Genomic DNA, 11,933 nt, shown 5'->3' on the forward strand with positions numbered 1-11,933 from the left:
ATATGCAAATGAGCTATCGTTTGATATGGACATATATCATGGAATGACATATTTTCTTGAATGATAATGTATTAAAAAAGGGAAGATATAGAAATAACAGTAAGTGGAGAAAGGAAAATATCCATGAAACACTTTTTCGCTGTACTCCTTTTTTTAGTAGGTGTATTCATTTGGATGAACATCGATGTGGAAATGGGGAAAAAAATGGCTAGTGAATATGAATTAGGACAAGTTCGATTAGGTGACTTTCAACTATATACGAACGGCGAAGAGTTATATAAGAATTTATTTGAGGATATACGTAATGCAGAAAAGTACATATATATCCATTTTTATATTGTAGGTAAAGATGAAATAAGCCAAGAATTTTTGCAGTTGCTCGAGAAAAAGGCATCGAGCGGAGTAGAAGTAAAATTGTCAGTCGATCGAATAGGTGGATATAAGCTGAAGAAAAAGATAATTCGTCAATTAAAAAGAAACGGTGTCCAGTTTACGTTTAGTAAAAAGCTTAAACTGAAACATGTATTCTATTCATTGCATCAACGGAATCATAGACGTATTGTTACGATAGATGGGAAGATATCATACGTCGGCGGTTTTAATATTGGAAAGGAGTACCTTGGACAAAATCCAAAATTTGGTCCGTGGCGTGATTATCATGTACGAGTCAATGGGAATGGTGCTACCGATATGGAAAGAAAATTTGCTGCTGACTGGAAAGAAGATACAGGAGAAATAATGCCTGTACATGAAAGTTCACCTGCAATAGGGGGTGTGAATTATCAATATTTATTTTCAGATGGAAAAGGTTTATGGGAGAAATATGGAGGGCTTTTAAAACAGGCTAAAAAGTCTTTAATTATTGCTACGCCATATTTTGTACCAAGTAAAGAAATGATAAATGAGTTAAAAGATGCATTACATCGCGGTGTCAATGTGAAAATTCTCGTACCATTTAAAAGTGATGCGGTATTGTTAAAACAAGCGGCTTATCCATATTTGAAAGATATGAACGATGCTGGAGCAGAAATTTATCAATATCGAAATGGTTTTTTTCACGGGAAAGTAACGATCATTGATGGAGAAATTGTCGATATAGGTACAGCGAACTTTGATAATAGAAGTTTTTATTTAAATTGTGAATCTAATTGTCTCATATATGATAAAAAAGTTGTTGCTGACGTATGGAACCGATTAAAAGTAGATTTTCATAAATCAAAAAAATTTTCGAAAGAAGATTTTGAGAAAATTAGTAAATGGGATTGGTTTTTAGCAAGAATAGCAAATGTTATAGCATCATATTTATAGTGTATATACAAAAGAGAAGGGAGGTACTTTCATGGATTGTATGAAAGAATTAATGAGGTATAGTTATATGCTTATAAATAAGGTTGGGGAGTATACAGGAAAGGTAAGAGACGAAGAATTAAAGGAGCTATTACAGCAGCATTTACCTTATATGTTGCAAGCATATAATGAACAAGTGAATTTTCAAGAAGGAGAGAATGTACAGCATATAACTTGTGAACCAATTCCATTTCATTTTCATGAAATGGAAAAGGAAACTGATAGTAAATATACAGGGGATGTCCATATTGCAACTTGTTATATTTCGCATTTAAAACGGTTATCACTAAAGTTCGCTCAAGTGTCAGTTGAAGTTGCGAATCCGGAATTCCGCTCTTTTTTAGAAAATTGCTTCCTGAAAATGAACCGTTATGCCTATAGTGTATGGCAATATGTTGTGAAGAAAGAGTATAAGATTAAACATGTATATGAAAATGAAAAGTTTGCATAAGAAACTAAGACGGAAAGATAGGCGCCTTAGTTTTTTACTTTTCATGGAGAAAAAAGAATAGGAGTCTATATGTATTATCGGAAAATTTACAAAAGTTTACCGTTTATTTACTATTTTTCAATCTTTCCTTTAAAAATAGAGAGTAATATGGGGTTGTACATATTCTATCTAAAGGAGGAAACGCAAATGAACAAATGGGTTAAATCATTAACTGCTATGGCACTTGCAAGTTCTTTATTAATGGTAGGTTGTAGTAAAGGTGAGGACAAGAAGAAAGAAGACGATACAACAACACAACAAGAGGACAAAAAGGATAAAGAAACAAGTGGAACTGAGAAGTCTACGGATTCTAAAGAAAAGAAATAAAATAATAATAATAGAGCTTCCTCCTAAATATGAGGAAGCTTTTTTGTTGTAAATTGAGTGAGATTATTGAAAAATAGAGAAAGAATGAAAAGGGGGAAAACAAATGAAAGTATGTATATTGGGAGCAACTGGGCGAGTAGGTTCAAACATAATAAAATTAGCATTAAAGGATTCAGCTGAAGTGACTGCATTAGCGCGTGATGTAAATAGAATGGAAATACATCATGAAAGGTTACGAGTCATAGAAGGTAATGTATGGAATGAAAATGATATAAAGAAAGCGATAGAAGGAAGCGATATAGTAATTAGTGCACTTGGTACGGATCAAAATGGGACATTAGCGAAGAGTATGCCACAAATTATAAAGCAAATGAAAGAAGAAGGAGTTCATAAAATCATTACAATAGGAACAGCTGGTATTTTACAAGCGAGAACAAATTTAAATTTATATCGTTTTCAATCAACTGAATCAAAAAGGAAAACGACAACAGCAGCAGAAGATCATTTAGCTGCATATAAGATACTTAGTCGTAGTAATTTATGTTGGACGGTCGTTTGTCCGACGCATTTAATAGACGGTGATGTGACAGGGGTATATCGAACTGAAAAAGATGTATTACCAGAAGGTGGAGCGAAAATAACAGTTGGTGATACAGCGCAATTTACGTGGAATCTATGTAGTGAAAACAAATATGAGAATAGTCGAGTCGGAATTTCCTATTAAAAAACCATCCCGAAATTGGGATGGTTAAAAGATGATATAACATACAAATATGATAATCATAATGATTTGGAGAATGGCTTTCGCTACTGTACTGCTTAAAAAACCAACTACAGTAGCAACTCCTACTAGAAAGGCGTCTTTTGGCGCTTTTTTATGCATGAGTTCTGTAATAAATACCGATAAGAACGGTATGATAATTAAACCGAATGGTGGGAAGAAGAAAGAGCCGACAATGATAGAAATCATACCGACACGTTCGCCCCATTTAGAACTCCCATATTTCTTTAGGAAATATCCATTTGCGATAAAATCAGCAACGAAAATGAAAAGTGTGAAAATGACTTGAATAATCCAAAAGGAAGTTGTTAGTTCTCCGCCATTTATACCAAAATGGTAAATGAAATATCCAGCCCATACAGCAAGGATGCCTGGAATGATAGGGTAAATAAAGGCGAGAAATGAAACAATGAAACAGGCAATGATACAGATTGTTAATAATACTGTCACTTTATAACTCCTTCTTCGTGTCTAATTTATGTACCGCAATTTTTTTCACTTGATGTCCATCAAGTTCTAGTGCTTTAAATTGAAAACCGGCAAATTCAATGAAATACCCAGCCTCAATATTTAAGTCCACTGCTTGAGAGAGGAACCAGCCTCCAATTGTATCTAAATCGCTATCATCAATATGTAGGCCAAACATATCATTTACTTCAGAAATGAGCACCTTCCCGTCTAAAACAGTAAGCTTCGGCGTACGTTTTTCAATCATAGGTGATTCATCTGCATCAAATTCATCTTGAATTTCTCCAATGATTTCTTCAAGAATATCTTCCATTGTTAAAAGTCCAGCAGTACCACCATATTCATCCATAACGATTGCCATCTGAACACGATTCTTTTGTAGATGTACGAGTGTTTTGCGAATTGGAACAGTTTCAAATACAGTTAGTACTGGATGTATGTAAGATTCAAGTGGCTTATGAATGCCTTTCGTTTGATCGTGAAATACTTCTTTCGTATTGATCATACCGATAATATCATCTTTATCTTTTTCGATGATCGGATAGCGTGTAAACTTTTCAGTTGCGACGATATTCATATTTTCTTCTAACGTATTTTCAGTAGATAAGCAAATCATTTCTGTACGAGGGACCATAATTTCTTTTGCAACTCGGTCGTCAAATTCAAAAATATTATTCACATATTTATATTCGGTTTGGTTTATTTCACCGCTTTTGAAACTTTCACCTAAAATAAGGCGTAGTTCCTCTTCAGAATGCGCAAGTTCATTTTCTTTCGCAGGCTCTAATCCGAGTAGTTTTGTGAAAAAGATAGCTGCACTATTAAGTAACCAAATGAATGGATACATAATTTTATCAAATAAAATAAGTGGTCGTGCAAACTTAAGTGTGATTGCTTCTGCTTTTTGAATGGCGAAAGACTTTGGAACTAATTCACCTAATACAACATGGAAAAATGTAATAAAACTAAAAGCGATAATAAAGGATAAAGTATTCGCCATTGTTCCAGTAATATTAATCTTTTCAAAGAGCGGTCGTAGTAAATGTTCCACAGTTGGTTCACCAAGCCAACCAAGCCCTAAAGAAGTAATCGTAATCCCGAGCTGACAAGCTGATAAATAAACATCTAAATTAGATAGGACACTTCTTGCAGCTAAAGCTTGTTTATTGCCTTCATTTGCAAGCTGGTCAATTCGACTTTTTCGTACTTTTACAACAGCGAATTCTGATGCAACGAAAAAGCCTGAAATAAGGATAAGTATAAAGATGAGAAAAATATTTAATATGTCCAAGTGTGTTCTCTATTCCGTAGTTTGGAATAAAGATGTCACCTCCTGCAATTATGTTATACTTTTATAATAAATCCAAACGAAAAGAATAGTCAAAGAAAAAGGGTAAATATTGGTATGTTTCTGCAATAGTTTTTGAATTTGCTGTTATTTTGTCCGCTATACAAAAGGAATAACCCTCCACTTTCAGATTCTAGAGGGTTATTTCAAATTAAGGTTTTGGAATACTTCTCGTTAAAGCGTATGATTGTTGTTTAACATGATTTGTCGTCCATAGTGTTTGAAGGAAAGAGAGTATGCAATACGGGATATACAAAAGCAGTAAGCTAATTGTGACAATTACAGGTGCATTTCCGCCGAATTGAACGATAAATTGTAATAGTCCGCTTGCATGAAAAACGCATTCCATAAAAACGAATGAAAGAATAATGGAACCTAGAATAGATTTATGGTTCGAAGTAAGCGCCAAAAACAATGTATCTACAAGGAAAGAAGATTGTTTTATTTCATATTCATTTCTGTTACTTAAGAAAGGGACCCACTTTTTTATTGCTTGCATAACGATAATCATGGAAGCACTACAAACGATGATGAAAGATGAGTAGTAGGGAAGTTTTATAAATTTTGCGATGTATAGGAGTAGAAATAAGACTGAGCATTGTAATAATACGGTACAAAAAGAGTACGGTATCCATCTTAATAAAGAAGTGAACTTCTTAACCGAATGAGGTGCTTTAAAAAATAAATGACCGATCCCTAAACTGATGAAGAATCCGATCGCAAGAGTAAAGGTAAAACGAACAATCGATACAAAATATATTTCCCATATGTAAGGGAATAACGGTGTTGAATGATTCGAAGTATGAACCATCTGATTTGCTGAGAAAAAGATAGATTCGTGCATCCAATCAATCTTTGGAATTGTCATAGAAGAAAGTTGTGCGAAGTTATGAAAAATACTTATAAACCCAGTTATGTATGAGTATTTATGTGTAATGAATAAAGCAGGAATAGGACTAATGATAAAAATAATGAGAACACCGACGATAAATTTACATATATGTGAGCGCAATAAAGACATGTAATCACCTACTCTTAGAATATTCAGAAAATTCTTATTCTTATTTTAGCTTTTTTCTGTGTAAGTTACAATATATTTTTCTTAAAGAAGTTTAGTATTGTAGGGGATATAAGTGAATGAAACGTGAATAAATTATGACAAGAAAATGAATAATTTTCAGAAAAGTAAAATAAATTATTTATTTTTTTCTGAAAATATAATATAGTTATGGCACAGAAAGTATTTTAACATAAGGAGGCTGTTTATGAGGATTAAAGGGAATTATGTGCCGAAAAGGGAAGTTCTATTTTGCTCAAGTTCAATTACAATAGGGGAAGCGCTGAAGCATTTAAATAAAACTGGCTATCGGTGTGTACCAGTTTTAGATGAAAAAAAAGAGAAATATTTAGGGAATATATATAAAGTAGATATTTTAGAATATAAAGGTTCGCTGGAGGAGAGTGTAGTACAATTATTAAACGATAAAGAAGGATATGTCAGAGAAGATTCTTCGTTCTTTAAAGTATTTTTTACAATAAAAAAATTACCTTATTTATCAGTGGTTGATGAAAAAGGAGTTTTCCTTGGAATTTTAACACATAAAAAAGTTTTTGAGTTGTTAGAAGATGCTTGGGGCGTTCATTCTAGTAAATATTCTGTCATGATTGGAACACAAGATTATAATGGGGCCATTCAAAAATTATCGACAGTATTAAAAAAATATACAGGTATCCAAAGTTTAATGACTTTTGATAATGATGCCTTATTAGTTCGTAGAATTATGTTTACATTAGGAGAAGAGTTTAACGACGGTGAATTAGAGACGTTATTGACAGATTTAGAAGATCACGGATTTAGAGTTGTGTATGTGGAAGAGATGAAAAATCCACGTGAAGTTGAAACGATAGAGTAACATGCAAAAGCCATCTAATTATGTTGGATGGCTTTTGCTATGTTACGTGCATAAAGTTATTTGAAAATAATGATAGGATAAAAGGTGGGATTGTAACAATATTTGTGTAAAAGAATAAAAAATGTAGATAATTTTGATTTTCAAAAAAATCAATTTGAAAATATGTTTTTATTTTTCAACTAAATATGTTACTATATGTGTGATAAAAACAAAGAGGTCTGACAACTATACTCCACGCAATACCACTCTAATGAGTTAAATATTCAAAAAAATCAAAATTAATAGTTAGAGTAAGAATAAGGGGAATGGAGAAATTATGGAGAAAGACACTGCTTTGTAAGGGGCATATTTTATCATCTTGAGCAGAGAGGAGGATGCATAGCATATTGTGAAAATAGAGATAAACAATGAAAAAGTGCTATGCAAATGAAAAGTATGAAGGGACGTTTAAGGCCAGGTGATACGATAGCAATTGGTTTAATGTTATTTGCACTATTTTTAGGAGCAGGAAATTTAATTTTCCCACCAGTTTTAGGGCAACAAGCTGGAGAGAATGTTTGGATTGCTACAATTGGATTCCTTGTAACGGGAGTCGGATTACCCCTATTAGCTGTAACAGCTGTCGCGTTTGTAGAGGGGGACTTGAAAGCGCTATCTTCTAGAGTTCACCCTATATTTGCGTTTATTTTCCCATTGATTAGTTATTTAGCGATTGGACCATTTTTCGCGATTCCGCGTACGGGAGCCGTTTCATTTGAAATGGGTATGAAGCCATTTTTATCAGAGGCAATGGTTTCAGAATGGTACATGCTGTTTCTATTCACAATAGTTTTCTTCGGAATAACGTGGTATCTATCATTAAATCCATCTAAATTAGTGGATTGGTTCGGAAAATTTCTTACACCATTGTTAGTATTGATTGTCGCTGTTATTGTCGGAAAGGCAATTATTGATCCGATTGGAGAGCCAGCTGCGCCGCTAGCGGCATATCAAGAAAATGCTTTCTTTGGTGGATTTATACAAGGATATTTAACGATGGATGCAATCAGTGCTCTTGTATTTGGAATTGTCGTTGTACAAGTTATCCGCTCTAAAGGGATAAAAGAGAGTAGTGAAGTTGCAAAAATAACAGTAGTATCAGGTATTATTGCCGTACTTGGTTTAACTTTAATCTATTTATCACTTGCTTATCTTGGTTCAACAAGTACATCACTTGGTGTATCAGAGAATGGTGGGCTTATTTTAACGAATGTTGTAAATGAGTTATATGGAACAAGTGGTAAAGTTTTATTAGGACTTGTTATTATACTTGCTTGTTTAACAACTTCTGTTGGATTAACATCAGCTTGTGCGGGCTTCTTTACAAACTTATTCCCAAAACTTTCGCATAAAACGATTGTAACAATGGTATGTGTGTTTAGTTTAATTGTATCTAACCTAGGTTTAACACAATTAATCGCAGTTACTTTACCAGTGTTAATGATCATTTATCCAGTTGCAATTGTATTAATTGTACTTTCTTACTTCCATAAATGGATTGGGAAGCGTAATACCATTTATATTGGAGCTATTTTTGGAGCATTGTTAATTAGCTTCTTTGATGGTTTAGAAAGTGCGAACATTAAAATTGACGCGATTTCTAACGTACTACAAATGTTACCATTATATAAAGAAGGAATAGGGTGGTTAATCCCATCATGTATTGGCGGGATTCTCGGTTTCTTCTTCTATAAATCAAATGAATCAAGTGAACTACAAAAGAAAGGTGCTTAGGCGCCTTTCTTTTTTTAAAGGTGATTTTTACATTTTGTCTAAGTAATAAATGGGAGGAATGATAAAATGGCCAATTTTGAAGATTTTTTAACTTTGGATGTAAGAATTGGAACTGTAACACATGCTGAGGAATTTAAAGAAGCGAGAGTTCCAGCCATTAAGCTGAAAATTGATTTTGGAGAGCTTGGAGTTAAGCAGTCAAGTGCTCAAATTACGAAGAGATATACCCCAGAAGATTTAATCGGTCAGCAAATCGCTGCTGTTGTAAATTTTCCGCCAAAACGTGTAGCTGGATTTAAATCAGAAGTACTTGTTTTAGGAGGAGTACCTGAAGCTGGTGATGTCGTATTACTGCAGCCGAATATGGAATTACCAAATGGAACGAAAATTAGTTAGTGTAAAGGCGGGGGAACATGGATATTGGACGAGAATATTTACAATGTACCATTTCAAATTTTAAAGCAACAAAGAAACAAGGAGAGAGGGTACTTTCGCAATTATCGTATGAACAGATTGAATGGTCTTCTCATGAAGAAACAAATAGCATAGCAATCATAATTAAGCATCTGCACGGTAATATGCGTTCTAGATGGACGGATTTTTTAACGTCTGATGGTGAAAAAATAGATCGTAACCGAGATGCTGAATTTGAAGATGGCTATCATTCTAAGGAAGAGGTTCTTACAGCATGGAATGAAGGATGGGAATATGTTTTTAAAACGATGAATGTCCTAACGCCGGAACATTTATTACAGACGGTATATATTCGCGGTGAAGCACAGACTGTTATGCAAGCAATTGAAAGACAAATTTCTCATTATGCTTTGCATATTGGACAGATTATTTACATCGGTAAAATGTTAAAAGAAAATGAGTGGGAATGTTTAAGTATTCCGAGAGGACAGTCTGCACTTTATGTAGAGAAAAAACGTTCCACATAATAATAGGAAAGAAACCGATATAAAATGGGGAATAAGAAAATAGCCCAAATAATAGAGTGTTCTGTAATCATAAGAATGCTGCCAACAATAAGTCCATATATAATAAGAAAGAAATTAAAAAGTGTATTCACAGGGATGAATCGTGAGATGAACACTTGCTGTCGTTTAAAGCAATCACTGTGAAATAAATAAAAGCGGAAGTACGATGTGGCAGTAATAAGATCTTTCTTTCGCGCAATTCTTTTTTTGCATATATGACAGATGAATGGTGGTCGCATTTCATTACGCTCCATGTTTCATATTTATAATCATGTAAGACAAAAGTAAGTATAAAGTGTATATCCCTATATATGCTCCTGATATAAGAAAAAATGGATTTAGTAAAATACCATGAATGCTTGTCATAAAAACTAAATCTTGTATTAAAACATCGTATATATTAATAGAAATACTTGTACCGAGTACATAAAGTGCTAAGTACGCTGAAATATGTAGAGCAACACGGATTGTAGGATGCTTAGCAAGCCAGTAAAAAATAAATGATAGTACAATGGGTAATGTTCCTATTAGTAGCTTCAATTCATTTCACCTCATAAACAATATAGCCGGAATTTAGACGGTCTATTCTCTAGAGCTTGTACATAACTTGGAATAGAGAGGGTGATAGTATGAATCGAGGCTTTTTTTATGTGAAATTCACAAGTGTACGTAAGTTAGTTTTATTTATTATTGCTACAGTACTTGCGACTTTTTTTCTTATTAGTATGATGGTAACTTCTATGAAAGAGACAAAGTCAACGTATTTATATAATTGGTTAAATGAGCTATCGATGAATGGTTACATGTACGTTCTTGGGAAAGAGAATCATTATTTTACACAGGAGTATCGAAATTTAAATCAAGATTTTTCGATTTCTTCTTTTCTCTTTTCGATGGCTACGAATATTCGCTTTAACGATGTTCGCAGTTTTGTCGGTAAAGAGCTACCTGGTTTTGGAAAGTACGATACAGAAATTGTAATTGCGGGTGAAGGGACAAATTATTCTAACTTACCGATAGAGTCGAGCGTTCCACTTGAAGAAGTAGTAAAAGAACGGACTGGTGAAGCTGGACAGGCTCAAAAGCCAGATACGAACAAAGAGAAAAAGCAACCGGCTCAAACGACAGGAAAAAGACAAGTTGCGTTTATTTATCATTCGCATAGTTGGGAATCTTATTTGCCGTTACTTAATTTAGCAAACGATCCAAATCCGAATAAAGCGACCAGTTCTGTTACGAACATATCAATAGTGGGCGATCGATTTCGTGAGCAATTAGTAAGCGAAGGGATCGGAGCTACTAACGACAAGACAGATATCGGCCAAAAGTTGATTAGTAAAGGGTTAAATAGTAATAGTTCTTACAAAATGTCACGGGAAATTGTACAAGAAGCAATGACTGGCAATAAAGAACTACAGTACTTTTTCGACTTACACCGTGATAGTGCTCGGAAGAATGTTACGACAAAAACCATTGGCGATAAATCATATGCGAAGCTTGCATTTGTAGTAGGGAAAGGAAACAAAAACTATGAAAAAAACTTGCAATTAGCAACGGCTTTACATGAGGCGATTAGCAAGAAGTATCCAGGTGTAAGTCGTGGTGTCATTCAAAAAGGATTCCAAACAGGAAATGGTGTCTACAATCAAGACTTATCAGGGCAAGCGATATTAATTGAAGTTGGTGGTGTAGATAATACAGAGGAAGAACTAAATCGATCGATTGATGCCCTTGCTAAAGCGTTTGGTGAATATTTCTGGCAGGCAGAAAAGGTGAATGGATAAAGTGAAACATAAATAAGTGGAAGAATTTGAAAAAACGTGAGTGTAATACTTACGTTTTTTTGTCATGATGAGACGTCACAGAATAGACATAATTTGTCGTTGTTATAGTAATATCGAAATTTGTCAAATTATACTGGGAGATTTACAAAGGGATTTTCAGGAAAGTAGAGAAAATCTTTTTACAAGGAAAACTTTTTATTATGAAACTGATAGGGTGATAGAAGTGATTAGGGAGATCAAAATAGAAGATGCAGCACTATTTTTGCAATTAAGTAGGCAACTGGATGAAGAAACGAAATTTATGCTATATGAACCAGGAGAAAGAAAATTTACAGCCGAGCAACAAGAACAGATGATTCATCGCTTTATAGAAAATAAGTATGCTACGATATTGGTAGCAGTTGAAGATGAGAGAATTGTAGGGTTTATTTTAGTGAATGGAAATCATATTCAAAGAAAAAGACATGTAGCAAGTATTGTAATTGGTATTTTGCAAGAGTATAGCGGGCGAGGTATTGGGACGAGATTGTTTAAAGAGGCTGAGAAGTGGGCAAGATTACATGATGTATGGCGTTTAGAATTAACGGTAATGGCCCACAATACAAGAGCTCAGACACTATATACAAAAGCTGGATTCGAGAAAGAAGGTGTCAAAAGAGCTGCTCTTATTATCGATGGAGAGAACATCGATGAGTATGAAATGGCCAAATTATTAAAATAAG

Annotated in this window: 15 protein-coding genes; 10 read left to right on the forward strand and 5 right to left on the reverse strand. The window is 33.9% G+C overall.

The genetic code is table 11. From position 1 onward, the window contains the following. Positions 1–123 precede the first annotated feature (123 nt). The 4 genes from cls to MHB74_RS10245 all read left to right on the forward strand — a co-directional run bounded on the left by cls (position 124) and on the right by MHB74_RS10245 (position 2,888). Positions 124–1,308: a cardiolipin synthase gene (gene cls, locus MHB74_RS10230; protein WP_061676435.1), complete on the forward strand. Its 1,185-nt coding sequence runs from the start codon at positions 124–126 to the stop codon at positions 1,306–1,308. Positions 1,309–1,339: 31 nt separating this feature from the next. Then, positions 1,340–1,798, forward strand: a complete 459-nt coding sequence (locus tag MHB74_RS10235; RefSeq protein ID WP_061676434.1) for a spore coat protein — start codon at positions 1,340–1,342, stop codon at positions 1,796–1,798. A 186-nt stretch (positions 1,799–1,984) separates the two neighbouring features. Next, the gene (locus MHB74_RS10240) at positions 1,985–2,164 is read left to right on the forward strand and encodes a hypothetical protein (protein ID WP_001045960.1); all 180 of its coding nucleotides are present in this window, start codon (positions 1,985–1,987) and stop codon (positions 2,162–2,164) included. Positions 2,165–2,267: 103 nt separating this feature from the next. Further along, entirely contained in the window at positions 2,268–2,888 is a 621-nt protein-coding gene (locus tag MHB74_RS10245; protein ID WP_061676433.1) for an NAD(P)-dependent oxidoreductase, read from the forward strand. Between the two features lie 24 nt (positions 2,889–2,912). On the opposite strand, the gene MHB74_RS10250 is transcribed toward MHB74_RS10245, so the two are convergent. The 3 genes from MHB74_RS10250 to MHB74_RS10260 all read right to left on the reverse strand — a co-directional run bounded on the left by MHB74_RS10250 (position 2,913) and on the right by MHB74_RS10260 (position 5,782). Continuing rightward, positions 2,913–3,395, reverse strand: coding sequence for a DUF456 domain-containing protein (locus MHB74_RS10250; RefSeq protein ID WP_000217326.1), 483 nt, complete (start codon positions 3,393–3,395; stop codon positions 2,913–2,915). A gap of 1 nt (position 3,396) precedes the next feature. Further along, a complete protein-coding gene (locus tag MHB74_RS10255) occupies positions 3,397–4,704 on the reverse strand; it encodes a hemolysin family protein (RefSeq protein WP_061676432.1) in 1,308 nt (435 codons plus the stop codon). Between the two features lie 208 nt (positions 4,705–4,912). Further along, entirely contained in the window at positions 4,913–5,782 is an 870-nt protein-coding gene (locus MHB74_RS10260) for a hypothetical protein (protein ID WP_061676431.1), read from the reverse strand. 244 nt (positions 5,783–6,026) lie between these two features. Between MHB74_RS10260 and cbpA the strand changes: the two genes are divergently transcribed. The 4 genes from cbpA to MHB74_RS10280 all read left to right on the forward strand — a co-directional run bounded on the left by cbpA (position 6,027) and on the right by MHB74_RS10280 (position 9,388). Further along, positions 6,027–6,674, forward strand: coding sequence for a cyclic di-AMP binding protein CbpA (cbpA, locus tag MHB74_RS10265; RefSeq protein WP_061676430.1), 648 nt, complete (start codon positions 6,027–6,029; stop codon positions 6,672–6,674). 435 nt (positions 6,675–7,109) lie between these two features. Next, entirely contained in the window at positions 7,110–8,447 is a 1,338-nt protein-coding gene (gene brnQ4 / locus MHB74_RS10270; RefSeq protein ID WP_412783811.1) for a branched-chain amino acid transport system II carrier protein BrnQ4, read from the forward strand. 66 nt (positions 8,448–8,513) lie between these two features. Next, positions 8,514–8,843, forward strand: a complete 330-nt coding sequence (gene csaA / locus MHB74_RS10275; protein ID WP_061676428.1) for a chaperone CsaA — start codon at positions 8,514–8,516, stop codon at positions 8,841–8,843. A gap of 17 nt (positions 8,844–8,860) precedes the next feature. After that, a complete protein-coding gene (locus MHB74_RS10280) occupies positions 8,861–9,388 on the forward strand; it encodes a DUF1572 domain-containing protein (protein WP_061676427.1) in 528 nt (175 codons plus the stop codon). Here MHB74_RS10280 and MHB74_RS10285 read toward each other — a convergent pair. After that, a complete protein-coding gene (locus MHB74_RS10285) occupies positions 9,361–9,666 on the reverse strand; it encodes a permease (RefSeq protein ID WP_141658030.1) in 306 nt (101 codons plus the stop codon). The two genes, MHB74_RS10280 and MHB74_RS10285, sit on opposite strands and share 28 nt — an antisense overlap. A 4-nt stretch (positions 9,667–9,670) precedes the next feature. Further along, the gene (locus MHB74_RS10290) at positions 9,671–9,967 is read right to left on the reverse strand and encodes a hypothetical protein (RefSeq protein WP_061676426.1); all 297 of its coding nucleotides are present in this window, start codon (positions 9,965–9,967) and stop codon (positions 9,671–9,673) included. An 89-nt stretch (positions 9,968–10,056) separates the two neighbouring features. Here MHB74_RS10290 and spoIIP point away from each other — a divergent pair, with 89 nt between their 5' ends. Then, on the forward strand, positions 10,057–11,211 hold the full coding sequence (gene spoIIP, locus MHB74_RS10295; protein ID WP_061676425.1) for a stage II sporulation protein SpoIIP: 1,155 nt from the start codon (positions 10,057–10,059) through the stop codon (positions 11,209–11,211). 223 nt (positions 11,212–11,434) lie between these two features. Next, the gene (locus tag MHB74_RS10300) at positions 11,435–11,932 is read left to right on the forward strand and encodes a GNAT family N-acetyltransferase (RefSeq protein WP_061676424.1); all 498 of its coding nucleotides are present in this window, start codon (positions 11,435–11,437) and stop codon (positions 11,930–11,932) included. The last annotated feature ends 1 nt before the right edge of the window (position 11,933 follow it).

Source organism: Bacillus sp. FSL K6-0069 (assembly GCF_038007785.1).
Taxonomy (GTDB): Bacteria; Bacillota; Bacilli; order Bacillales; family Bacillaceae_G; genus Bacillus_A; species Bacillus_A mobilis.

Coding starts and splice junctions, on each gene's coding strand:
- MHB74_RS10235 (WP_061676434.1), top strand. CDS start 1,340: ATGGATTGTATGAAAGAATTAATGAGGTATAGTTATATGCTTATAAAT.
- MHB74_RS10245 (WP_061676433.1), top strand. CDS start 2,268: ATGAAAGTATGTATATTGGGAGCAACTGGGCGAGTAGGTTCAAACATA.
- spoIIP (WP_061676425.1), top strand. CDS start 10,057: ATGAATCGAGGCTTTTTTTATGTGAAATTCACAAGTGTACGTAAGTTA.
- cbpA (WP_061676430.1), top strand. CDS start 6,027: ATGAGGATTAAAGGGAATTATGTGCCGAAAAGGGAAGTTCTATTTTGC.
- MHB74_RS10285 (WP_141658030.1), bottom strand. CDS start 9,666: ATGCGACCACCATTCATCTGTCATATATGCAAAAAAAGAATTGCGCGA.
- csaA (WP_061676428.1), top strand. CDS start 8,514: ATGGCCAATTTTGAAGATTTTTTAACTTTGGATGTAAGAATTGGAACT.
- MHB74_RS10280 (WP_061676427.1), top strand. CDS start 8,861: ATGGATATTGGACGAGAATATTTACAATGTACCATTTCAAATTTTAAA.
- cls (WP_061676435.1), top strand. CDS start 124: ATGAAACACTTTTTCGCTGTACTCCTTTTTTTAGTAGGTGTATTCATT.
- brnQ4 (WP_412783811.1), top strand. CDS start 7,110: ATGAAGGGACGTTTAAGGCCAGGTGATACGATAGCAATTGGTTTAATG.
- MHB74_RS10260 (WP_061676431.1), bottom strand. CDS start 5,782: ATGTCTTTATTGCGCTCACATATATGTAAATTTATCGTCGGTGTTCTC.
- MHB74_RS10240 (WP_001045960.1), top strand. CDS start 1,985: ATGAACAAATGGGTTAAATCATTAACTGCTATGGCACTTGCAAGTTCT.